Here is a 23,236-nt window from a genome sequence, read left to right as displayed (position 1 = left end):
GGACAAGGGGGACAAGGGGAACAAGGGAGACAAGGGAGACAAGGGGGCCAAGGGAGACAAATGGCTAATGGCTTATGGCGTATGGCTAATGGCTAATGGCTAATGACAGTAATTACCTATGTAAATTGATAGAGAAAGGCTTTCTACCATTAGCAGTATGAATAAATAGTGTTTTTCATGTTACACAGCTGTTGTAATAAAAATAAAAATATTTATGCAACTAGCAGGTAGAGTCGCTCTGATTACAGGGGCTGGTTCAGGTATCGCTAAGGCAGCTGCAAAGTTATTTGCTTCGTCTGGTGCTAAAGTTGGCGCATTGGGACGCACAAAGGAAGAACTCGAAGAAACTGTTGCGGAAATTCAAAAGAACAACGGTGAAGCAATACCTTTAGTTGCCGATATTTCAAATCCAGAACAAATGCAACAAGTCACGCAGGAACTTGTTGATAAGTGGGGAAGATTGGATATTGTGTTTGCTAACGCTGGCATTAATGGTGTATGGGCATCTATTGAAGAATTGTCTCCTGAAGAATGGGATAAGACTATCAACGTCAACCTGAAAGGAACATTCCTGACAGTTAAGTATGCCGTGCCTTACTTGAAAAAGCAGGGCGGTTCTGTCATCATTACCTCATCTGTCAACGGTACGCGCATCTTTAGCAACACGGGTGCAACTGCGTATTCTTGCTCAAAAGCTGCACAAGTGGCTTTTACAAAAATGGTTGCGTTGGAACTTGCCAAGCATCGCATTCGCGTCAATGTCATTTGCCCTGGAGCAATTGAAACTAATATTGAAGAGAACACTCAAAGAAGGGATTTAGAACACATTCAAGAACCTGTGGAGTTTCCTGAAGGCAAGATTCCTTTAACTGATGGTAAGCCAGGAACCTCAGAACAGGTAGCACAGTTAGCCTTTTTCTTAGCCTCTGATGCTTCGAGTCATATTACCGGTACCGAAGTTTGGATTGATGGGGGAGAATCATTGCTGAAAGCTTAGCAAACAATTCTCAATGCCGAAGGTTTTCTCTCGAAGACAATTTCTCAACCACAGCAGAAAGGCTTTCGTTAGTCTTTCTGCTTTTAGTCTGGTTAGCCTATACCGCAACCGTTCTGTTTTCTGTGCAGATAAAATCATTGCTCATTTAGAAGCCCAAGTTCCCGCACTCATGGAAGCTGAGTTAATTCCTGGTTTGGGGCTGGCTATTATTCAAAATGGAGAATTGTTTTGGACTCGTGGTTTTGGCGTCAGAAATAGATACACTAAAAAACCCGTCGGTGATAATACTATATTTGCTGCTGCTTCCTTAAATAAGCCTTTATTTGCTTATGCCGTGTTGAAATTGGTGGAACAGGGAAAGCTCGATCTAGATGCTCCTCTCTCAAAATATACTGCTAAACCCTATATTTCCGATGCGAGAATTCAACTCATTAATATTCGTAAGGTATTATCTCATACAAGTGGTTTTCCCAATTGGAGTGGTAACAACCCTCTGAGCATTAAATTTCCTCCCGGTACAAAATTTAGTTATTCAGGGGAAGGGTATCTCTACTTACAAAAAGTCGTACAAGACATTACTCAACAGCCTATAGATGAGTATTTGCGCCAACAAATTTTAGCTCCTTTGGAAATGAACAGTAGTAGCCTCGTGTGGCGAACTGCATACCAAAGCATAGCAAGTGACGGACACGATCGCAAAGGCAAACCAATACCCATGAGTCAACCAAAACGGGGAAGTGCAGCAGGGAGTTTACGTACTACTGCTACTGACTATGCCAAATTCCTCATAGCTATGATGGGTTCTGGTAAAGTTGATAGCCCCATACTGACACAAGATAGCTTGGAAGAGATGTTGCGATCGCAGATTAAAATCAATCAGTTTTTAGATTGGGGGTTAGGTTGGGGATTAGAAAGACTAGAAGGTAACAAATTTTTTTGGCATTGGGGCGATCTCGGTACCTTTAAAAGTTTCACCATTGCTTCTAGGGAATTAAAAACGGGAATTGTCATTTTTACCAACAGTCAAAATGGTTTAAAAATCTGCCCAAAAATTGTTTCCCAAGCAATCGGTGGAAAACACCCAGCCTTCAACTTCTCAATGATAGATTATTAGTTTGTTAGTGGTTGGTGGTTAGTTGTTAGTAGGGGCGCGACGCCTTGCGCCCGTACATAGTTAGAAAAGTTTTAGGCGAATGTAATGATAAGATTTTTCAATTCACCCCTCATTCCCTCTCGTTCCCAGGCGGAGCCTGGGAATGACTTGTAGGAGGCTCCGCCTCCAATACTGCTCGGTTAAGGAAATTGTCGCGGGAGACAAGCAGGGGATGCAGGGGTTGCACCTTTGTGAGGGGAGGAAAAAACGGCTTAACCGACAAGTATTGGCTCCGCCTCCAGTCACAAAACCTTGAGCCTAATTCATAACCTCAGCCAACATCAAATTTGAATTAGTCGCTTCATACTTATAGCCAATCCCAAAATCTAGAGGCTCAATACTCTTATTATTTCGATAGATTTTTCTCAAACTTGGTTGATAGCGATTGGCAAACAAACCAATGGGACTGATATATGAACCGTAAAACTTTAAATTCCATTTAGAACGATTAAAAGCAGTGAGAGGCATACCAGAATCATCTTGCAAGATATGACTGCTTTCAGCTAAAATTTGCTCTCTCATATTAGAGAATCCTCCATTGTACATTAAATACGAAGCAGCTTTTAAATAAGTAACCTTTTTTCCTAAATTTGTGATGAATCGGCTAAATTCTGGTTTTCTTTCCAAACCATAGTTGGATAAGTCATTGGAAAAGTAATATAAAGTACGCGATCGCTCTTCTCCTTTGGCGACAAAATCAATTTTTACTCCAGGAATCATCCCTTTTTTATATTGTTGGATATCGGCATTTTTATCTAATCCGATATACTGGAAATTGATAATGCGATTTTGAGTACGTGCTAGAAACACATACAAAATAGGTAACACTCCTTGGTTTCTTAAATCTACCTTCATATCATTAGTCATAAAAAAGCTAAATTGTAGGATTGCGTAAAGAGAACTTCTCACTTCCTGCAATTTCAGATTTCGCTGACTTTCTGAAAGATTTGACAGATTGGGAAGAATGCCTACTGGCTCTAAACCAACCAGCACGTATTTCTCGCTCTTTGGAAATAAGGAATAAGCATATAAAAAATCAGGGCCGCTAAAGGGATAAAATAGAGATGGAGAGGTAGCATTAATTTGATTGAGTTCTTGTTGCGACCAATTTCTTACTTTTTCTAACTGTCGTACTTCCAACTTTGTCCAAGCATTGTTAAAAAATTGTTGATGCGATCGCCAGGTATCACTTTGTTGAAACTTTGCAAGCGGGCTATTCTCGACTTGTATACCAGCCAGAAATTTTGCTGTATTGGTTAAATATTCAGCTTTGGCTTCATCCAATTTTGGCTGAACTTCCATCGCAGCTTTTGGATTGACTCTTTTTGGAGAAGCTTTGGTTTTTGAAGTAGAATTAACTAACTGTTGATTGTTAGCAGGTTGAATTGTGACATTTGCACTCTCATAGTTATTGGCAAAATGACAGCCACGTAGTAAAATAATACCTCCAGAAAAAAGGCAAACAATAGATAATAAAGCTTGAAAATTTGGATTGTTTTTCATAATTATCAATTACTTTTTTGAACTACGAGAAATCATGCGTTTATAAACAAGACGAGAAATTTTTGGAAAAATTTGAACATCGTCAGCATATGCTGAAGTTCCAGAGAAAACAACCAAAATGTAAGTTGTTCCTTTTTTCCCTGTATCAACCATTGCTGTTTCCGCCCGTGCAATAGATGTCCAGCCTGCTTTAGAATAAAGCTGAGCATCAGTGTTAGATAATCCTTCTCCAAAAAAGCTCCATATAGGATTAAAACCTGAATCTATGGTTTTTTTCCAAACTTTCGGGTTTAAGTCTCTTTTGAGCCATTCACACATTTTATAACTGGCTTGTTGAGAAACAGCTTGCTTGGCGTAACAAATTTCGTAAATCAATCTAGCAGCGTGTCTTGTGGTTATTTTATTCCAATTGCGAATTGGATCGCCCAGTAATTGAGATTCGCTTCCTTTTGGTTCTAAAAAATTGATATGGTAGATGGGAAAGGTTTTTTGAATAATGTTAATATTTTTGTAACCAGCTTCTTGAAAAAATCGGTTGAGTTGCTGTCGTTTGTATTTCCATGGTTTAAATTTTTCTTCCTTTAATGTTGGGCTAGAACGGGTACTTGTGATTAAGTCAACAATTAAGCTGGCTGCTTCGTTATCAGATTCCTTAATCATTTTGCTCAGGTAGGGAGTAAAGTCATCTTCACTTTCCCAGATATTATGTTCCAGTTGTGCGTACAACAAAACCATCCAAAACATTTTGATGACACTAGCAGGATACCTGGGGGTATCTTGTGTGTATCCCGCCGTTTCGCCAGTTTTTGCATCTATTAAAGTTATCGATATATACTGTCTGGGCAAATCTTGCTCAACAGCAACATTGACAGCTTCATTAACAATTTTTTGTAATTTTGGGCTATATTTGAAATTGGGAGGGGTTTTGAGATTGTAATGCACTTCTGAATCTTCTTGCCCTGCTTGACGGGAGGGAAAAGGCAGCGATCGAGCAATAGCCCAATCCGGTAACTCAGAAGGAGTGGGATGCGGTTTAACAGTTTTGCGATCGGATGTTTTGATAGATGCATGAACGGGAACGACTTGAGGTTCAACAGAGGGTTTTAAGATTTGTGAATGGAATGGTTGCGTAACAGAAGAATGTGCTGAGCCTTTTGTGAGAGATTTAGTCAATCGGATGCTTGCTGATAAGCCTAAAATTATCAGTAAGACTATTGCAGAATTTAATTTTTTCATATCTTTTGCAATGCACAACTTTGGGGTTTCTTGTGAAGAAACCTTAGCTAAGCACGATTGCTTTGTTATTCAATTGTTTATCACTTGTTTAATAGAATACGGCGTAATGTACCAGAGATACATCGTCAAGTCAATAGGTTGTGGTTAGGAGGTAGAGAACTAAGTAGCAATTCCTCATCTTTCTCCTCTGCGCCCTCTGCGCCTCTGCGGTTCAAAAGTCAATTATTTAACCGCCGAGACGCAGAGTACGCAGAGGGAATAAATGAGAGGGCTATTAATTTTCCAAAGTTTTTATCCACCTTGACAGGGCTAGGGATAGGGGCGCAAGGCTCTGCGATCGTACTGAGGTTCACACCGATTGTTTTGGCTTCATCACGAGTGCTACAAGGAAAGCAGCAATACCGCAAGTCAAACCTAAAAACAGCCACAGTCTCAAAGATCGACCTTTATACCAAGCAAGTACTGCAGCCATACCACCGACAAACCAATGAATGAGCAGTAGTAAGTAAAGAGTTTGTTCGCTACTAAGACTTAAAGTCATAATGAGGTGATTAAATATCAGTTGAGATGTATCAAGGAAGAAGACGGTATGTTATTTATGGTAGTCGAGCGATTTGGAGAGGGTAAGGCTAAAGAAATTTATCGTCGATACTTAGAAAAAGGGCGGATGATGCCAGAGGGCTTAAAGTATATCGATAGTTGGGTTGAGGTTAACTTTAACCGATGTTTCCAATTAATGGAATGTGATGATTTACGCCTTTTACAGCAGTGGGTGCTGGAGTGGCAAGACTTGGGAGAATTTGATATCATACCCGTTGTTTCATCAAAAGAAACTCTGGAGATAATTACACCTATGCTTTGATAAATATTCTCCGAGTGCTGAAAAAGCTGGAAGAGATGGAAAAAGCACAAAATAAGGAAAAAGAGGAACCAGAAGCATGGGCGATCGCTACAGCATGGTCATTCAATGGTCGCAGGAGGATCAACTTTTCTTAGTACATTTGCCTGAGTTTCCCTGGCAGCAATTTCATACCCATGGTAGAACTTATGAGGAAGCGGCTAAAAATGGTCAGGAAGTCATAGAGGCTTTTGTTGAGATGCTGACTGAAGAGAATCAACCACTACCGATCGCTTCACCTACATAATTTTTCCGTCATAATTCCTTGTATATCGGACTATAACACGCTACAGCTAGGATGGTGAGAGCGATAAGCGCTCTTTCAGCTTGCGCCGAAGCGATCGCTCATCCAAGAAACAAATAGACACATTGTAGGGGCGCAATGCCTTGCGCCCCTACGGTCTGTGCTTCCTGGTTTCTATTAGTTCGACCTATTTTAGGCGACTTGGACTTGGAAAGATTGCTCTAGAGTTTTTGGTTCTGGCAAAGGTTCACCGATTTCTATAGATGTTTCAATTAACATTTCTAGAACTTCTTGAGCGTTTTTCAGCGCTTCAGAGTAGGTATCTCCATGAGTATGGCAGAACTCTCCCCATTCGGGAAAACTAACGACATAACAGTTATCTTCATTAGACCATTGAATGACTATCGTGTAGTGAGAATTCATTCTTGTTCTTCCTCCTGTTAAGCTTTTCTAATTATTTCTACCCTTGCAATTGCATTCTTAACATCTTTTTCCTGATAAGATCTGGCATCGTCTCCATCTTTGCCCGATCGATTAACTCTACCTAATAGTAAAGGATGAAACCAGTTAGTGTGACTACCTTTCCCTGGTTTATATGTAAATCCTGCTTGTAGTAACAGGCTTTTTAGTTCTCTGATTTTTTTTGCATATACTCAAATTATATTCTTACCCAATACTGCAAGGTATCTTGAAGATTTTCCATTGAGACAAGCACCGAATGCAGTAGATGAACCTTTGTGCAGGGGAGAAAAAAGGTTTAACCGACAAGTATTGAACCAACCCCTAAGCCACCGCGATACCGATCGCGAGTTTTGAATAACCCTGCTAGTTCATCTCGGTAATACAGCAGTCCCCGTGGGTTTTCGCTATGAATCCGCTGTAACGTCTCTAGCATAATGTCCTTAGTCAAGTAGCGCTGGCGGACTGGGGAAGTTGGCAACTCTTCAGGTGAGCCGCTATTCTGCTTGTTGTTTTTACGTGCTGTCTGCAACTTATTGTATTCAACCACTTCTATGTGATATTTCCCCCCCTATTTTCTCTTAATCAAGCAGTATTGAGTTCGACTTCCGAAGAAGTTCAAAGATGCAGTACTCCTAAAGTTTAATACCGGTGAATATTACGGTTTCCATTAGTTCGACTTCCGAAGAAGTTCAAAGATGATTCTGGCACCCATAGTGCTGTTAACTGCGCTGTCGTTTCCATTAGTTCGACTTCCGAAGAAGTTCAAAGTTCTACTCCTGCTGAAGAACGAGACATAGTTGTTTGTTTCCATTAGTTCGACTTCCGAAGAAGTTCAAAGAAAAAAATGCCTTGAGTTGATCAGTAAGAAGTCATGTGTTTCCATTAGTTCGACTTCCGAAGAAGTTCAAAGCTTTTCTCTACAAGTTCAAAACAATTCTCTTCTAGAGTTTCCATTAGTTCGACTTCCGAAGAAGTTCAAAGGCTAGACTTGTGAAAGCCTTACCCTGACTGAATTATAAACCCCATTATCTGAGGGGGTCAAGTTTTCAGCCAAATTATTAGCAATTCTTCTCAATAAACTCATAACCAATCACCTTCAAACCCTTATTCAGCAAGTTATCTGAGGGGGTCAACGATAGAATGAGGCTTTCAGCCATTGCTTGACCCCCTCAGATGCTTATCAATGAGAATATTTTGATAAGCTGTGCTAATGCATTACTCAGAGTGTTGGGTTTCGTTCCTCAACCCAACCTACCCAAAATTATAACTTCCAAATCATTGGTCGATACATCTCAACTTCACCCATCAAACAAGCGACATACTCCCGTACCTGTAATTCCAAACATCTCCGGAAATTTACTTGATTTCCTGTATGGGGGTGGGTTATCTCTGATTGTAATTTTTCTTCCCAATGTTTGAGAAATTTTTTGAGCGAATGCGGTTGGAGGTAGACTCCATTTTTTTCGTCGGGTGGCGTAAACTCTTCTATTGTAAAAATGTTGGAGTTAATCAAATAAGCTACTAGCGAATCGACTAACTGCGCTCGAAATTCTTCCATCAAATCGCTGACTAAGGCTGGATGGTTGTCGCGGGGTACGTGAAGATTACCAAAGTGAGTGTGTAAACCTACTGCTTGGATAAATGAGAAGACGTTTTGACTCAATAATGTATATCCCAAACTCAATAAACTGTTAATGGGGTCTGTTGGCGGACGTTTTGTACGCTTATCAAAAGAAAATGCTCCTGTAAATAAAGAACCTAAAGCTTGAAAGTATAAGGTGGCTGCTTTCCCTTCATATCCCCGTAACGCATCCATTGAGTCAGCTTGCACTAAATTATCCATCAAATCGGCAATTAAGTCGATCGCAGATGCTGCTATTTTTGAAGGACGACGACGGTTTAATTTGAGAAGTAAGGCGCGGGAATTATGCAATTTTGCTGAGACAATATTCTCTGCTTGTTTTCTGGTAAACTCAGAGTCTTGCGAACAGAGTACCTGACGCATTAAGTATTCAACTTTTGCATTGCCTTCTGTTTGCAGTCTACCAAAATAACGCCCTCTTTGCGATAGGTACATAATTGGAATCCGTCGCTGTAATGCACAAGAAACAGCTCCATGGGATACATTACAACAACCAAACAAAACAATGTTGCTGACACGGTTTACGGGAACTTTTATCCGCAACTCTCGTTGATAAAAAACTTGAAACTGCTGATTTTGTATGCTCAAGTAAGCGCCTTGGTCGGTGACGTATAATGTAGACATAGAATCCTGCCAAATGTGAGAGATTGGTGCTTTGGGTAAATTGCTGGGTTTGCTAATATCGCAAGCCTTTGGGGGACGAGATTCAAACTTGAGTTTGCGTTCTTTGGGACGGAAGTAAGGGTTTGAGGCAGTTAATCAAAAATCTTGAGAAAGTTGTATAATTCTATAGAAGGCAAATTAAAATCTATAGAAAATGAAAAAGTACTTAGCGATTGGAGAGGTGGCAAAACTCAAAGGGGTAAGAGTAGAAACTGTCAGAGACTGGACAAACTCAGGAAAATTGGAGTTTATCACGACAGATGGAGGACATAGGCGATATCCTATTGAACAGTTTCTTGTTCAGCCCAACCAAAAATCTAGAATAACTATTCTTTATTCACGAGTAAGCTCTCACGACCAAAAAGAGGATCTAGAACGTCAGTGTCAAGTTCTACAATCTCTACAACCAATGCCGAACTTATTAAAGATTTGGTTCGGGGACTCAACTATAAAAAGAAGGGATTAACTCGTGTTATCACTTTGATAACTCAAGGATTGGTAGCGGAACTAGTGATTACTCATAAGGATAGGCTGTTAAGATTTGGGAGTACCTTGTATTTTCACTATGCGAACAGTTTGGAACTAAAGTGACGATACGATTGGCAGCCAACAGAAACAACCTTTGAGCAAGACTTAGCTACAGACGTGTTGGAGATTATCACAGTTTTTTCGGCGCGTCTTTATGGTTCCCGTAGCCGAAAAAATCTCAAACTCATGAAAGAACTGCACGAGATATCTTTGCAAGATATTTAAAAAAATCTGGTGTTGACCTTGCCAAATCTCCCTATATCTGTGGTATGATTTATAGACGCGCACAAAGAGGATGTTAGTGTGGCAGAATCAACCAAAACCTATACAGACCAAATAAACTTTTGGCATTGGGGAGAGTTATTTGCTATTTCCAATTTAATGGATTCTGCCCGCCATTATTGTTTGTCCATGATTTTAGCTGGAAAAAGCAAACTTGATTGCAATAAGGAATTACAAGCCAAATTTAATATAAATAAACGATACAGCAGTTCCATATACAGTGAAGTACAAGGAATTGTCACTAATGTCAATAAAAACAGAGCCAATCACATTAAAGTTTTAGAAGGTCAGCTTAAGTCCATAAAATCTGATATCAAAAAGCGCTCTAAGCAAATTAAAGAATTCGCCAAGCAAGAAAAGAAATTAACCAATCAGAAAAATTCTGCAAAAAAAGGATTTAAAACTAGTAAAACCAAAATCAAAAAGGCGTGTAGCGTTTACGCCAAGCCACGTGAAACAACGCAACTCCAAGACGCGAAATTTGGTTTGCATCAAAAGAAACGACGATTGTATGTACTTGAATCACAATTGGCTCATTTGAAGTCCAAATCACCAAAGTACACGCTACCAGATATCGCCAATAGTTTTGTATTGGTGGGTAGCAAGGATGAGTCATCAGGCAACCAACTAGCGCAATTCGATTACATTGAAAAGACGGATCAATTCGTACTATCTATCCGCACTCCCTATGCACTAGAAGAAAGATTGGGTGGTGACTACATTCGCATTGATGGGTTGAATTTCAAGCATGGCAAACACGATCTGGTTGAATCCATCTCAGAGCGTTGCTACAAGGTAAAAACTAAAGACGGGACTGAGAAATGGGCGATTGGATGTAGTGCCGTCACGTTGCGATTCTATTGGAAAGATAATTGTTGGTACGTTGCCGCCACAACGGATACTAATCTTCCAGAAATTACGTCTGAGTATTTGTCTGGTTATGTTGGTATTGACCTCAACGCCGATTCGATTGGATGGGCTGTCTGTGACGATAGCGGCAACTTACTCGAATATGGCGACTACAAGTTGGATTTGCATTCCAAAACTTCTAACCAGAGAGAAGCGATTCTCTGCGATGCAGCCACTTTTGTCGCATTGAAAGCACAGCAATACAACTTTCCCATAGCATCAGAACAACTAGACTTCTCCGCGAAAAAGAGACAACTTAAGGAGAAAGGGAAAAAATATGCCAGAATGCTTTCATCATTTGCTTATTCCCAATGGAATGAAGCTTTGGATAGTGCTTGCTCAAAATACGGGATTTATCATAAGAAAGTAAATCCTGCTTTTAGTAGTAAAATTGGGATGCTCAAGTTCATGTCTATGTATGGTATGAATTCAGCATCATCGGCAGCATTTACGATCGCACGTCGCGCCAGAAGATTTTCCGAACGATTGCCCAAACAACATCATTTACTTCATTCCAAGTCCGCCTATCCAATTGGAAAGCACGTTTGGTCGCAGTGGAGTAAATTGTCAAAGAACCTTAAGTTAGTTCCGAGACACCAATATTTTAATGCCCGTCTTAACAGGACACGAGTGGTTACGAGCAATCGTCACTCTACTTATTCTATAGGTGGGGACGGACTTTTGCTCAATCCAGTTCAACTGGAGCTATTCGAGCTTGGTGTAAATCCAAGGGGAAATGATGCAGTAACCGTTGCTGTGTCTAGGTCTAGAAAACCTCGTAGATGTACAAAAAATTCATTTACTCAGATTTCTCTAGATTTAAATTAGCGGTAACCAGATTCGTTTGTTACCCATTCCCCTTCCCGTTCAACTTGTCGTGGTGGCGGTGCGTAAACTTCGCCCTTGACAAATCGATAACCCAGGAAAGTAAACTCATCGCTTGGAGCAAAAATTTGTGTTTTCTCTGGCTGGAGATATAAATAAAGTTCTCCGAGCCAATCTGTGACTTTGTCCAATGTGCGGTTAGCTTCCAACCAACTGCTACAGGCGATCGCAAAATCATCTCCGTACCGCACCAAATTAATTCCGTAACTGAGACATTTTTTATCAAATTCAGTCAGGTATAAATTGGCTAACGCTCCAGAAAGGACACCGCCTTGTAACACTCCCTTACCTGGATACACGGGTTTTCCCGCAATGACAATTCCCGATCTCAGTTGTCCTTCTATTAATTGCACTACAATTAGTTCTAGCTGTAATTCCTCCAATGCACCGAACAACAACGCCCAACAGAGATTGTCAAAAAAGTCCGCGATGTCAGCTTTGATAATCCACTTTGGTTGGAACTTGTAGTAGGAATATAAATGCTGTACCGCCTGTTGAATATTCCTTCCGGGACGATAGGCGTAACTACAGTCAAGAAAAGCATCTTCTAGGGGAAAATACAGTTCTTCAAGTAGCAGACGCTGCACGATTCTGTCCCGAACGGTAGGAATACCAATCAAACGTTTACCACCGTTTTTTTTGGATACATAAAATCCTTGTGCGGGGCTGGCGTGGTATGATTCAAGTAGGACTTGACGGAGAATCACCTGCAACTCGGAATTGACAGATGCAGCAAACAAGTCTACAGTAATGCCATCCACACCAGCATTACGACTTCCCGCACGGACTTGAGACCATGCAAAAAGTAGATGTTCTAGAGTGAACATAATTGGGTAAAAAGTAAAAAGTGACAAGAATAGCAACCCAGGTACTTGGCTTACACCCGCCTGGGGACTAAGGAAAAAACCTTATATATTTATCATTGCAGGTGCGTATATGAGTTCGTATATGAGTTGTTGACTGATTTATATGAGTTCGTATATGACTTAAAAAGAGCAAGCAGATTTTGGGTAAGTTTATGGCAAAGCGTTCCCTTATCGCATCGTCAGAAGGTATCAAACGAGCCAGACTTGCTCTCACGCGCCGCAAACTGACGCAATCAGCTTTAGTTCAAGAACTGGGGACATCATGGTCTACTATAAATAAATTCTTCAACAGTAAGCCCGTTGACCGCTACATATTTGCCACAATTTGTGAAAGACTGGATTTAGATTGGCAAGACATCGCCGCGCCATTACCTGCTGATAAAGAGGAGGAGAGTGGAAAAGAAGGGGAGATCTCATCCGAACTTGCAGCTGTCAAACACCATTCACAACTTGCTAGAGCAGGTCTTGACCCATATATTCTACCTCGGATTCCCCGCGAACCTTTATTACAAAAATGTGTAACAGCCATTCAACGGGGAGTGAAGGAAAACAAACGCCGCGTTATCCCCATCCTGGGTGCAGCTGGATATGGTAAAAGTACGATTCTTGGTAGTATTTACGACGAGCTGGAGAAAGAGGAAACTGCTTGGGTGGCTTTGGTACGGTGTAGCGATCTGATTGAGACTGTTGACACTTTTGCTGTTGAACTTGGTGAAAAAATCAGCGGTGTTCGGGAATCTATTGTAAAAATAGCTCACAGGTTAACCGCTCAGCATGGTAGAGGCGTACTGCTGATTGATACTTTGGATTTAATTTTGGAGAAGAAATTAGTCCCAGTGCTACGCAGTGTTTTGTTGCAGTTATTGGAGAACGGGACGACTGTTGTCTTTACTTGTCGCGAGTCTGATTATAGAGATTTCTTTGAACCCCATCACGAAAGCTTTGCAGGTTTTACCGATAGTATAGAGCGATGTCTCATCCCTGAGTTTAACAATGATGAAGTTAAAGAAGCGGCGAAAGCCTTTTATCAAAAGGAGTTTGGCGTTGAGACACCAGAAGTTTCGATAAACTTTGCGGAAAAAATTATCGCACTCTCTACAGATAATAAATCTCTAGCAGATATCACTCGCAATCCGTTGTTACTCGCCTTGATGTGCAAGTTATTTGGCGAAGATGGTAACGTTCCAGAAGACTTGACTGTGAGTCAACTCTATCAAAAGTACTGGGATATGCGAATTGCGACAAGCCGCAAACAACACCCAGACAGCCGCCGTATTGGAATGGTGAAAAAAAATCTCTGCTTGGCGATCGCAGAAGCTATGTACAATTCTTCTGACGAACGTCTGCGTGATTTTGTTTATGAAAATCAACTGCAACTCAATGAAACGGAATTTCTGGCTTATGAGGAACTTCAAAGCGATGGAATTTTACAAGAGTTGGGTGCGGATAGGGTAAGTTTCTTTCACCAAACCTTTTTAGAGTATGCGATCGCTCGCTGGTTTGAGTCAACTCCCAAGGGAGAGCAAGAGAAACATCATCTATTGAACCAATTGACGCAACCTGAAAACGCCTACATAAAACACTATATATGGCCTGTTGTCCGTCAACTGCTCAACCTTGTCAACTTTGCTGAATTTTACCGCATTGCTGACACCTTGGAGAAAGAAAAACTTTTACCATTTCGTACAGTTGCTTTTGCATCGGTTTCCCGCACTGAAGTAGAGAGTTCCAACATCCTGTTGCAACTACTGCAAAACGCTCTTCAGCAGGGTGAAGCTTACCAAGATATACTGCTTGTTGCTGCTTCTAGCGCACCTAACCGCCATATTCAAAACGTGTGGACGCTGCTTTTAGAAATCATGAACAAAGCCGGAATGACATCAGCCTCTAAAGCAGCAGATATCGCCGGGGAGTTACTGACTCGCATGAAAATTTCCACAGAAAATCCTGTGGAACAAGCAATCTTGGCTGTGAGCGATCGCCAAGCTGCATCCAAGCGCGAACGAGAACAAAATTCTGTTAATATCTTTGGTAAATTGGTGACTTCTTACTCGAAGACACCGAAAACTTGGGGACACGGAATAGATGTTCGGGTATTGAATTCTCTGAAAGAGCATTATTTTTGGTTTGGGAGTTACACTCGTGCGGTAGTGATTCAACTGTATCTGACTCCTGGTGTTCCCATTGAATTACAGCAGGAATTTCTCTTTCATATCATTCAACGGCGAATAACGGAGCAAGAAAGTGAGAAAGAAAAAGCCATTGAGTTATTAGAACATTTGCTACCCAGTTTAATTCCATTAAAAACTTCAGTCTTTGGCTCTTCCTTTCTAGAAGCACTCAATGCATCCTTAGCTTCTGGTTGGGATTTAGTTCAAGCAACCGCAGTCGGTTATCGAGCGGTAACAGATCGGGAATTAGTCAAGATATTAATCCATGAGTTATTGCAAGAAAATGTTCCTGAAAGTGAAAAAGAGAAACTTCGTCGTTGTCTCATCGCCCTCAGTGAAGCTATCAATCATGGTGGAGGAAATTCTATTGCATTGAGTTTACTTGCTTTACCAATTGTTTCTATAAGTCAGAATCAACTATCTCTTATATTCTCCTTAATAGCTAGAATTACAAATCAAGCCCAGAATGGCAAGTCTATCTCAGAAGAATTAACCTTAAAATTGGCAAACTGGATTCTGCCAATAGCCAATATTTATCCTACAGAAGTTATCCCAATTATAGATTATTTATCTTCTTTAGAAGTTCAGTTAAAACCATCAGTGGAAGAACTCTTAGAACAAAGCTTTCCCCATCTCGCTCCGCAACAGTTAAACTTAGTCATCAAACGATTGCATAATATTCCTCCATTGCTAGAGTCTTATCTTATTTCAAACAAGAAGTCTAAAGAATCCAGACTAGCATTAGTCAGATTGTACAAGCAGCAGGTAGAAAATGTACAATCTAGAGCGGCGATCGCATCCCTTTTTGGTTTGTGTCTGGATGATAGCCGTGAAATCGCATTAGATGCTGGTAAAGCTGTCCTCCAGCTTGTAGAACAAAAGCATGAATTTAAAGCACTGGACTTTATCTCTACTATTGCTAAGACTAAGATTTTAGGAGTACGCCAAAACTGCTTGAAAGCATTAATTCAAGTTGTAGAATCGGGTGGAGAGACGACAGAATCTGATATTTTGGAAATTTGTCAAATTTTGAAAGATGAAAATGCTCCAGAACTTGTACAACCGTTTTATAGTTTAGCGATCGCATGGATTGAACGCACTAAGTCTATTACAGATGAGTTAGCGGAATTTATTTTTAATTTTACAAATCGCCTGGTTAGCTCCAAACAAGAAAAAACAATTCATAACGGAATTGCTAATTCTGCGTTTATAGCATTAAAAAATATTGCTAATTTAGAATATTCTCATCTTAGTGTGCAGTTAGGCTTGTGTACTAGGAATTTGCTGCGTTGTACAAATGTTATCAAGGTAAATAATGGATTTCTTATTGGTTTACTTGAGAAATTGACTAAGTTTGACCCTGATTTTCTGGCTTGTATAGTTCGAGAAGATTGTGTGACAGAAACTGATGTTTTACCCAGTGCAAATATTTCTGCGGTTACCGTAGCAATTTTATACACACAAGGACAATATTCACCTTTACTGGATGAAATGCTAAACAATGAGAGGATTCCTCAAGAAGTCAAGAATCTCATTATCAGAGAAAGAGAAGGGTGATAAAATACAGCGCTTTGCATCTGAATGAGGTACACCCCCCTTAGCAAGCTACGGTGGTGTACACAAGTTAGATTTACCCCACCCTAACCCTCCCCTTGGAAAGGGGAGGGAACTAGAAATTCAATTTCCCCCCTTTCCAAGGGGGGACTAAGGGGGGTAATTTTCGTACCTCACTAAGTTGAAATCTGCTGTAATTTGTCATTGAAAATTTTTTCTCTGCTCTCTGGTGCGTCTCTGCGGTTCAATAAATTATTTTTAAACCGCAGAGGCGCAGAGGACACAGAGGTAAGAGTGAGAAATTTAACTCCGGCGAATATAATTCGCGACTATACAAACGAAGTCCACCTACGTGGATTTTCATACACACTCACGAGAGCGCACTCCTCAAAAGTCGATATAGTATACCATCTAGTTCAATATTTGTCACTCAATTGGTATCATACGTGACCAATTTGCTCGGAGGCTGTCTCAAGGTATTTTATTGAACTATTTCTATGTAACTCTACATACAGAAGATTTCTGTAAAGATGGTGATAAGAGTTAAAAATGAGCAACCCGCAAACAGAATTTGATAGTCCTTGGAAAGACATACTACAAATATATTTTGAAGACTTCATGCGCTTCTTTTTCCCCCAAGCTCATGAGGAGGTGGATTGGACGCACGCACCAGAGTTCTTAGACAAAGAACTGCAGCAAGTGATGCGGGATGCAAAACTGGGGCGGCGATTGGCGGATAAACTGGTGAAAATTTACCTGAAAACAGGAAAAGAAGTTTGGGTACTTGTACACATTGAAGTCCAAAGCCAAGAAGAAAGCGACTTTGCTCAACGGATGTTTATCTATAACTACCGCATCTATGACTGTTACAAGCGCTCGGTGGCTTCGTTGGCGGTTTTAGGAGATGAACGCAGTAATTGGCGACCCAATCAATTTGGTTATCAGTTATTTGGTTGTGAAGTTGGTTTTAGATTTCCGATAGTAAAATTGTTAGACTATCGATCGAGGTGGTCAGAGCTAGAAGCCAGCCGCAATCCCTTTGCAGTGGTAGTGATGACCCACTTAAAAGCTCTACAAACCCGTAGCGATCGCACAAAAAGGCTTGAGTCGAAGCTAGAATTGACTAAACGACTATATGAGTTGGGCTTCAGTCGGGAAGATATTATTAACTTATTCAAGTTAATCGATTGGATTATGAGCCTCCCTGAAGAATTAGAGCAAGAATTTTGGCAGGAATTTCGGAATTTTGAGGAGTCTAAAAGTATGCCGTATATTACGAGTGTCGAACGATTGGGGATTAAAAAAGGTAAACAGGAGGGACTACTTGAAGGTATATCCTTAGGTTTGAAACTAAAATTTGGTGGATCTGGTCAAACTTTATTACCAGAAATCGAAGTAATCCAAGACGTGAGTTTATTACAAACAATTCTCAAAGCTTTGGAATCAGTCAGTACACTAGAGGAGTTGCGTCAAATTTATCAAACTCACAACTGATAGTTGGTAGTTACGAGCGTAGTATGGTGCAAAGCGCAAAGCTGAACGCACCATACTTATTCTTTTTCCCAGAAGCTCATGGGGAGGTAGATTGGATCTCAAAGCTGTAGAATCAGTAAGTACAGTAGAGGAGTTGCATGAAAAAACATAAATTTTGCATATGCTAGAGACTCAACTTTCTCTCTCCGAACAAATCCAAAATGCACTTGGCGAAATTTCTCAACGTACTGGTAAATCCGTGAATGAATTGATTTATGAAGCCATAGAGATATTTGTTAGCGAGAATCAACAAAAAAAACGTCGTGATTTAATGCATAAAGCACGAGGTATTTGGGCAGATAGGGAATATTTAAACAGTAGAGATATCAGACAAGAATGGGATCGTTTCTGATAGAAATAAGTAGTCATGCAAAATAAATTATTTAATCGGGAGAAGGAACTCTGAACGGAAAACAGGCAACAGTGCTGGATTACAGCGATTTTAGCTGCTTGACAAAATATATAAATATTTATCCATAAGTACTTAGACAATTAGTATGCCAAAAAGATTATTAATCCATACCGATGTTTTAATTGATTATTTGCGCGGACAACCTCAAGCTATCCAATATTTAGAAAGTTTAACTGAATCTCTACTAGTTTCTTCAATTACAATAGCAGAACTTTATTCGCTAACTGTCAAGCAGAGATTTTGATAGTCAATGAGCATCAAAACTTATTGCAGCTACCTGAACAAGTAGAAAAACTGCAAGCACAAGGTATAGAATCTTTGACAGAGTTGTCTGGTATTCGTGGGATTTCGCTAACTGTACTAATGGAAACTTTGGGAATTAAAACGTCGGAATATGTTTGATAGTCGAGTTACTATCCCACTCAAAGATTACCTAATTAAATGAACCGCAAAGACGCAAAGTACACGAAGAAAGAAGAGAAGATCGGTAATCTTATGGTGGGAAGGGAGTCGCTATACAGCACCTATTGTAGGCGTCCTTGCTCAGCATTTTCACGCTCCTGACAGAAGCAATAGCGTTTTTCAAAAAATTTATCAAGCAAAGTCTAGAGTGTCCAACTTCCGAAGATGTTCAAAGCTCTGTACCAGCAATACGCTGGCAATGGAGAACTATCGTTTCCATTAGTTCAACTTCCGAAGAAGTTCAAAGATAGCGTAGTTTCCAGTAAATGGGACTTGATATTACAGTTTCCATTAGTTCAACTTCCGAAGAAGTTCAAAGTTAATAAAGCGGGTACCAAAACAGGCGTTAAAACGGTTTCCATTAGTTCAACTTCCGAAGAAGTTCAAAGATTTTAACGCATTAATAACAAGCCATAGCTCGTCAGAAGTTTCCATTAGTTCAACTTCCGAAGAAGTTCAAAGCTTTAATCCGGCAACGTACCGGAGGAAGTGCCTAGTTTCCATTAGTTCAACTTCCGAAGAAGTTCAAAGCTTCCTATCGAGAAGGTGGTAGGTCACGTGACAAATTTGTTTCCATTAGTTCAACTTCCGAAGAAGTTCAAAGATTTTGTTGAAGGTTCTGACTCCTCAGTTACACAAGCAGAGTTTCCATTAGTTCAACTTCCGAAGAAGTTCAAAGAATTGAAAGTCCTTTACACTGGCAAGAAAGGCCAGTGTTTCCATTAGTTCAACTTCCGAAGAAGTTCAAAGTGTTGGGCTCAACTTATCTGTTGATGCCAATACACGTTTCCATTAGTTCAACTTCCGAAGAAGTTCAAAGATTACTTCTCTCGAGTGGATCCTAAGGAAGACCCCGTTTCCATTAGTTCAACTTCCGAAGAAGTTCAAAGGCTAGACTTTTGAAAGCTTTGCCCTGACCGAATTATACACCCCATTATCTGAGGGGGTCAAGTTTGTAACCAAATTATTAGTAATAATTCTCAATAAACTCATAACCTACCACCTTCAAACCCTTATTCTGCAAGTTATCTGAGGGGAGCAACGAAAGAATGCGGGTTTCAGGCATTGGCTGACCCCCTCAGATGCTTATCAATAATATAAAAATTATAATTTTATCTTATTAATAAAGAGTGCCATACATACGCACGCGTTCGTGAAGCGCAAGCCCTATCCAACTTATCGCACTACACCCACTCCCTCAAAAGCGCTTGCTCACTGCCATTTTCATACAACAGTAACATATAATTTTCAACAATGATTATTATCTCAGTATTTTTCCGGAATAAGTTCTGTTGCTAGAGAATTACTTAATTAATACACCAAAATTTCACTTAGATACATCTGTAAAATAACACACGCCTTGAAACACCGCTTATTTAACTGCTTTAGACTTTATAACTCTATACTCTAGCTATATGAATTTCTACCAGCGTAAGTTATATGCACTACTACAATCACCAGAAGTGCGGGAATGGAGACAAGACTTATTCTCTCAAGTAAAATGTCTCGAAAGTGACTTATCTAGACTTAAGGAATGGTGGGATCTCAAAGGGAGTGTGCTAGCACAAGATATTGGCTCTTCCTCCGATCGCGTTAACCTATTGCATCTAGAACGGAGTCAAACCGCAGAACAAGTGACTGTTCGTCATCCGATCAGTGCTCAAAAGCAACAGATTGCGGTGTTAGATCTAAAAAAACAGCCGAATATTAGTCATATCAAAGAAGAACCAGACGCTAAAAAAGTTTTTTGGTGGTTTTGGAGATTTTACCCAGAACTACTAGCAGAAGCGCAACACGATGCATTACTCTTCCCCGCACATACAGTCATACCCGACTGTCCGCTACACAGCCACCAAAGTACAGTATCAGCATTGACTGGTGCGATGTTTCCCGAATCTTGGCAAATTCCTGAATCTAGGGAGAACAAAGAACAATACGAACAACATCGAATTCCTTATCTATTAGTCTTTACCTTTTCACCAGTGCAGGATTTCATCAAATCCTCACGGAAATTCCTTGATTTTTGGGCGGGTTCGTACCTATTGCACTACCTCAGCACCCGGTTGTGCTGGCTTATCGCCGAACACCTTGGACCAGATGCTGCGATCGTACCCTCCCTCTGGAGCCAAGAAATTATCGACGCATTCATTGTGCAAAAGTATCCTGATTTTGCATCCGATCTCGCACGTCTCCACGATGGGAAAAATCCAGTAGAGAGGTTTAAAGAAAAAATATCTACCAGCTTAAGCACAGCAGGTTTCCCCAACGCAATTACCGTTTTAGTTTCAGGAGAAGAAGAAGCGAGGGAATGGGGAAAACGTCTCTCTAAAACACTCACTGAAGAATGGGTCACGATAGGTACGAAAGTCAAAAACCACATTAGAAAAAAAGTCATAGATTTTTTAGATAATCAAACCCCAGAAAAATTAGAAACAATACTGAACGAAGCCTTCCCCGAACTTAAAAATACACCCACCGCTCTTGACATTTACCGACAAGAACTGCAACTTCTAAGGCGACAATGCTGTTGGGAATGGAACAAGCTTTGGGAAGCCCAACTCAATCACACTTGGGAACCTTACTGGACAGCCATACCGCTAGGAAACCCAGAACAAGCATTAACCATTAATAAGGGAAACAATAGTTCCTTTGATAAAGATTGGATTGATTCCCAAACTGAAATAGCTCGACCGCTTTGGGACTTACGGTTTAATAATGTACCAATCCGATTTTGGACTTTTCTCGTTAATTCAGATTGTCTGGCTGGTATTTTATTTTTACGCGAGTTCCTTATCGATTTACCCAACCAATTTGAAAAAAAACTTTATACAGATCTAAACGTTGGAACCTGGTGGGGTAGCATCCAGCAACGCTTACGTCATTGCTTAACTAATGTTAAGTATACCCGTAACTGGCAAATTGCAACTGCTCCCGGCGAACGTTCTACAATATCAGGTCAATTGAGTGCTGTTCACCCTCGCTTGAATTATCAAGTCAGAGAATCTCCCGAAGGACAAATACGAGATTTGCGGGAGGGTAGCGGTGTAAAAGCAGGTTCGATGCGCTTATTTTGGTTCGTCATGTCCAAAGCGTATCCGGGTTTATTTAATGGTTCTGAGAAACTCAATGCACTAGAACTCACCAAGCGGATGGCTTGGGTGTATGGAGGTGTAGCAGAATCTTTGGGAATTCCTTTCCAACTTAGCGAAGAGTTGCTACCTGATGAAGTGGCTTCCGAATTGGAGGAAGAGCCAGAAACTAGCAACCAAAACTCGAACGAATTCACCAAAATCATTGATTACGAACAGTTAATCCGATTTCCTAACCTGAGTTCCATCGCCGCAGCTGCTTTTGCACGGGAATATCCGAATTTGGTGAAAGCTTACAGGAGTAATTTATATAAACTTTTTCAACAACACAAAAATCAGTTTTCACCGGAGCAGCGACGCGCCTTTTATGCTAAAACCAGCCGTCCCTTCCACGTTCCGAATACAGATAACGCAATTCAGCAGAAATTTCCTAACCTCAAAGGCGGTTACAACGGGGTGATGTTTTCTAGTAAATGGCTCATTGATGACATGGGCTTGCAAGAACAAGAACGCACCACTGCAAGCAGTAATACAGATTCATCCCGAGACCAAAACAATCAGAAACAGGTTAGCATTTTACGAGAAATTGTTCAAAAAGCCCATCAACAAACAGGTTTTGGTGATAGCAGTCCAGCCGATTGGTGGGTCATTCTTCTGGCTGATGGAGATGGAATGGGTGACTATGTCTCTGGCAAAAAACTCAAAAAATACAGGTATTATGTTGACATCAATGCTGTTAATAAAGACATCGAAGGTTTTGACAGGAGCTTGTTCGCTCAACTACTCGCTTGTACTCATAAACGCATGGGACCAGCCACCCATGTTGGCTTAAACCGCGCCCTACTAGACTTCTCCAATCGCTTGGTTCCTTACATAACAGAAAAGCGATTTTGCGGTCGTGTTATTTACAGTGGTGGCGATGACGTAATGGTAGTCTTACCTGTAGAAGATTTACCAGAATATCTATTATCATTACGTGCTGCTTGGAGTGGAGGAAAAGACCCCAAGAACGAGTTTGAAAACAACCGCAATGGGGTTTGTTCCGAGCCAAACAGCCAAATAGGAGAAGGTAAAACAACAGGTTACTGGTATCCAGGTCAACAAGTAAAAGAACTACCGAAACGTCCCCACTTCACCATGGGAAAAGATGCGACCATGAGTGCTGGTGTAGTCATTGCTCATAAAAGCGTTCCCCTACCCACCGTCCTCGAAAACCTTTGGGAAGCAGAAGCAGGGAGGGCGAAAAAAATGCCTGGTAAAGATGGTATTTGCTTCCGAGTCATATATGGAGGTGGTAACCAGTTAGAAGCACTCATGAAAGGAGAATTACTGGAGACATGGTGGGACTGGGTGAAGGAATACAAAGAATACCAAGAAAATCTTGCGCCCTTGCTGTATCGCTTAGCCGAAGAATTACCCAAACGTGCTTCTATCACAGAGAATGACCAACTGTTCTCTAAAGCAGCCAAAGTCATTATGGAAAGTCGGGAAAACAGCAAGAAACTGGATATTTTTTCAGACATCAAAAAATGGCTAGATCGATGGGAAGAATGGGCGAGAGGAAATCCTGAAGCTATAGGCGCAAAGCCTGAAGATTTAGGCAAACTCCTGAGATTTACCGCTTTTTGGGTCGATAAGCGAGTAGAACGTCACAAATGGAAGGAAAAATTAGACACTCACATTATGTCAAGTTAAACAATTACGATCTACCTCACGCAAAGGCGCAAAGACGCAAAGGTACATCAAA

Annotated in this window: 19 protein-coding genes, 1 pseudogene and 2 CRISPR repeat arrays; of the genes and pseudogenes, 12 read left to right on the top strand and 8 right to left on the bottom strand. The window is 40.6% G+C overall.

From position 1 onward, the window contains the following. Nucleotides 1-214: 214 nt before the first annotated feature. Both F7734_RS11740 and F7734_RS11735 read left to right on the top strand, forming a co-directional pair. Nucleotides 215-997 carry an SDR family NAD(P)-dependent oxidoreductase gene (locus tag F7734_RS11740; RefSeq protein ID WP_017742082.1) on the top strand — a complete coding sequence of 261 codons (783 nt, stop codon included), beginning with the start codon at nucleotides 215-217 and terminating at the stop codon, nucleotides 995-997. A gap of 13 nt (nucleotides 998-1,010) precedes the next feature. Further along, nucleotides 1,011-2,111, top strand: coding sequence for a serine hydrolase domain-containing protein (locus F7734_RS11735; RefSeq protein WP_155744812.1), 1,101 nt, complete (start codon nucleotides 1,011-1,013; stop codon nucleotides 2,109-2,111). Nucleotides 2,112-2,408: 297 nt separating this feature from the next. On the opposite strand, the gene F7734_RS11730 is transcribed toward F7734_RS11735, so the two are convergent. The 3 genes from F7734_RS11730 to F7734_RS11720 all read right to left on the bottom strand — a co-directional run bounded on the left by F7734_RS11730 (nucleotide 2,409) and on the right by F7734_RS11720 (nucleotide 5,430). Further along, a complete protein-coding gene (locus tag F7734_RS11730) occupies nucleotides 2,409-3,653 on the bottom strand; it encodes a hypothetical protein (protein ID WP_155744811.1) in 1,245 nt (414 codons plus the stop codon). Nucleotides 3,654-3,662: 9 nt separating this feature from the next. After that, nucleotides 3,663-4,889: a serine hydrolase gene (locus F7734_RS11725; RefSeq protein ID WP_155744810.1), complete on the bottom strand. Its 1,227-nt coding sequence runs from the start codon at nucleotides 4,887-4,889 to the stop codon at nucleotides 3,663-3,665. Between the two features lie 349 nt (nucleotides 4,890-5,238). Continuing rightward, nucleotides 5,239-5,430, bottom strand: a complete 192-nt coding sequence (locus F7734_RS11720) for a hypothetical protein (protein ID WP_155744809.1) — start codon at nucleotides 5,428-5,430, stop codon at nucleotides 5,239-5,241. A 6-nt stretch (nucleotides 5,431-5,436) separates the two neighbouring features. Between F7734_RS11720 and F7734_RS11715 the strand changes: the two genes are divergently transcribed. After that, on the top strand, nucleotides 5,437-5,751 hold the full coding sequence (locus tag F7734_RS11715) for a DUF3303 family protein (RefSeq protein ID WP_347566173.1): 315 nt from the start codon (nucleotides 5,437-5,439) through the stop codon (nucleotides 5,749-5,751). Between the two features lie 76 nt (nucleotides 5,752-5,827). Beyond that, a complete protein-coding gene (locus F7734_RS11710) occupies nucleotides 5,828-6,034 on the top strand; it encodes a type II toxin-antitoxin system HicB family antitoxin (RefSeq protein ID WP_155744808.1) in 207 nt (68 codons plus the stop codon). Nucleotides 6,035-6,223: 189 nt separating this feature from the next. On the opposite strand, the gene F7734_RS11705 is transcribed toward F7734_RS11710, so the two are convergent. The 4 genes from F7734_RS11705 to cas1 all read right to left on the bottom strand — a co-directional run bounded on the left by F7734_RS11705 (nucleotide 6,224) and on the right by cas1 (nucleotide 8,759). Beyond that, the gene (locus F7734_RS11705; RefSeq protein ID WP_155744807.1) at nucleotides 6,224-6,454 is read right to left on the bottom strand and encodes a type II toxin-antitoxin system HicB family antitoxin; all 231 of its coding nucleotides are present in this window, start codon (nucleotides 6,452-6,454) and stop codon (nucleotides 6,224-6,226) included. A 17-nt stretch (nucleotides 6,455-6,471) separates the two neighbouring features. Then, nucleotides 6,472-6,669, bottom strand: coding sequence for a type II toxin-antitoxin system HicA family toxin (locus tag F7734_RS11700; protein ID WP_166481856.1), 198 nt, complete (start codon nucleotides 6,667-6,669; stop codon nucleotides 6,472-6,474). 119 nt (nucleotides 6,670-6,788) lie between these two features. Beyond that, nucleotides 6,789-7,040, bottom strand: coding sequence for a DUF3987 domain-containing protein (locus F7734_RS11695; RefSeq protein ID WP_347566172.1), 252 nt, complete (start codon nucleotides 7,038-7,040; stop codon nucleotides 6,789-6,791). A 39-nt stretch (nucleotides 7,041-7,079) separates the two neighbouring features. Continuing rightward, nucleotides 7,080-7,474: direct repeats of the CRISPR family, unit length 35 nt; unit sequence GTTTCCATTAGTTCGACTTCCGAAGAAGTTCAAAG. 280 nt (nucleotides 7,475-7,754) lie between these two features. Beyond that, nucleotides 7,755-8,759, bottom strand: a complete 1,005-nt coding sequence (cas1, locus tag F7734_RS11690) for a CRISPR-associated endonuclease Cas1 (RefSeq protein WP_155744806.1) — start codon at nucleotides 8,757-8,759, stop codon at nucleotides 7,755-7,757. Between the two features lie 193 nt (nucleotides 8,760-8,952). Here cas1 and F7734_RS11685 point away from each other — a divergent pair. Further along, nucleotides 8,953-9,551, top strand: a pseudogene (locus tag F7734_RS11685) (IS607 family transposase). 78 nt (nucleotides 9,552-9,629) lie between these two features. After that, nucleotides 9,630-11,345, top strand: coding sequence for a hypothetical protein (locus tag F7734_RS11680; RefSeq protein WP_155744805.1), 1,716 nt, complete (start codon nucleotides 9,630-9,632; stop codon nucleotides 11,343-11,345). Here the strand turns inward: F7734_RS11680 and F7734_RS11675 are convergent. Further along, entirely contained in the window at nucleotides 11,342-12,229 is an 888-nt protein-coding gene (locus F7734_RS11675) for a reverse transcriptase domain-containing protein (protein WP_347566171.1), read from the bottom strand. The two genes, F7734_RS11680 and F7734_RS11675, sit on opposite strands and share 4 nt — an antisense overlap. A 191-nt stretch (nucleotides 12,230-12,420) precedes the next feature. Between F7734_RS11675 and F7734_RS11670 the strand changes: the two genes are divergently transcribed. The 6 genes from F7734_RS11670 to cas10 all read left to right on the top strand — a co-directional run bounded on the left by F7734_RS11670 (nucleotide 12,421) and on the right by cas10 (nucleotide 23,184). Further along, the gene (locus F7734_RS11670; protein ID WP_155744804.1) at nucleotides 12,421-15,996 is read left to right on the top strand and encodes a hypothetical protein; all 3,576 of its coding nucleotides are present in this window, start codon (nucleotides 12,421-12,423) and stop codon (nucleotides 15,994-15,996) included. A gap of 546 nt (nucleotides 15,997-16,542) precedes the next feature. Further along, nucleotides 16,543-17,487, top strand: a complete 945-nt coding sequence (locus F7734_RS11665) for a cytosolic protein (RefSeq protein WP_155744803.1) — start codon at nucleotides 16,543-16,545, stop codon at nucleotides 17,485-17,487. Between the two features lie 160 nt (nucleotides 17,488-17,647). Further along, nucleotides 17,648-17,878: a CopG family transcriptional regulator gene (locus F7734_RS11660; protein ID WP_155744802.1), complete on the top strand. Its 231-nt coding sequence runs from the start codon at nucleotides 17,648-17,650 to the stop codon at nucleotides 17,876-17,878. A gap of 145 nt (nucleotides 17,879-18,023) precedes the next feature. Then, entirely contained in the window at nucleotides 18,024-18,182 is a 159-nt protein-coding gene (locus F7734_RS11655; protein WP_155744801.1) for a hypothetical protein, read from the top strand. Next, a complete protein-coding gene (locus tag F7734_RS11650; protein ID WP_155744800.1) occupies nucleotides 18,179-18,340 on the top strand; it encodes a hypothetical protein in 162 nt (53 codons plus the stop codon). Before F7734_RS11655 ends, F7734_RS11650 begins: the two co-directional genes overlap by 4 nt. A gap of 200 nt (nucleotides 18,341-18,540) precedes the next feature. Continuing rightward, nucleotides 18,541-19,290: direct repeats of the CRISPR family, unit length 35 nt; unit sequence GTTTCCATTAGTTCAACTTCCGAAGAAGTTCAAAG. Nucleotides 19,291-19,815: 525 nt separating this feature from the next. Continuing rightward, nucleotides 19,816-23,184, top strand: coding sequence for a type III-B CRISPR-associated protein Cas10/Cmr2 (cas10, locus tag F7734_RS11645; protein WP_155744799.1), 3,369 nt, complete (start codon nucleotides 19,816-19,818; stop codon nucleotides 23,182-23,184). Nucleotides 23,185-23,236 lie beyond the last annotated feature (52 nt).

This window comes from Scytonema sp. UIC 10036 (assembly GCF_009725235.1).
This window is presented reverse-complemented; position numbering and strand designations above follow the sequence as displayed.

Coding starts and splice junctions, on each gene's coding strand:
- F7734_RS11730 (WP_155744811.1), bottom strand. CDS start 3,653: ATGAAAAACAATCCAAATTTTCAAGCTTTATTATCTATTGTTTGCCTT.
- F7734_RS11670 (WP_155744804.1), top strand. CDS start 12,421: ATGGCAAAGCGTTCCCTTATCGCATCGTCAGAAGGTATCAAACGAGCC.
- F7734_RS11720 (WP_155744809.1), bottom strand. CDS start 5,430: ATGACTTTAAGTCTTAGTAGCGAACAAACTCTTTACTTACTACTGCTC.
- F7734_RS11740 (WP_017742082.1), top strand. CDS start 215: ATGCAACTAGCAGGTAGAGTCGCTCTGATTACAGGGGCTGGTTCAGGT.
- F7734_RS11705 (WP_155744807.1), bottom strand. CDS start 6,454: ATGAATTCTCACTACACGATAGTCATTCAATGGTCTAATGAAGATAAC.
- F7734_RS11735 (WP_155744812.1), top strand. CDS start 1,011: ATGCCGAAGGTTTTCTCTCGAAGACAATTTCTCAACCACAGCAGAAAG.
- F7734_RS11665 (WP_155744803.1), top strand. CDS start 16,543: ATGAGCAACCCGCAAACAGAATTTGATAGTCCTTGGAAAGACATACTA.
- F7734_RS11675 (WP_347566171.1), bottom strand. CDS start 12,229: ATGTTCACTCTAGAACATCTACTTTTTGCATGGTCTCAAGTCCGTGCG.
- F7734_RS11710 (WP_155744808.1), top strand. CDS start 5,828: ATGGGCGATCGCTACAGCATGGTCATTCAATGGTCGCAGGAGGATCAA.
- F7734_RS11655 (WP_155744801.1), top strand. CDS start 18,024: ATGCCAAAAAGATTATTAATCCATACCGATGTTTTAATTGATTATTTG.
- cas10 (WP_155744799.1), top strand. CDS start 19,816: ATGAATTTCTACCAGCGTAAGTTATATGCACTACTACAATCACCAGAA.
- F7734_RS11660 (WP_155744802.1), top strand. CDS start 17,648: ATGCTAGAGACTCAACTTTCTCTCTCCGAACAAATCCAAAATGCACTT.
- F7734_RS11725 (WP_155744810.1), bottom strand. CDS start 4,889: ATGAAAAAATTAAATTCTGCAATAGTCTTACTGATAATTTTAGGCTTA.
- cas1 (WP_155744806.1), bottom strand. CDS start 8,759: ATGTCTACATTATACGTCACCGACCAAGGCGCTTACTTGAGCATACAA.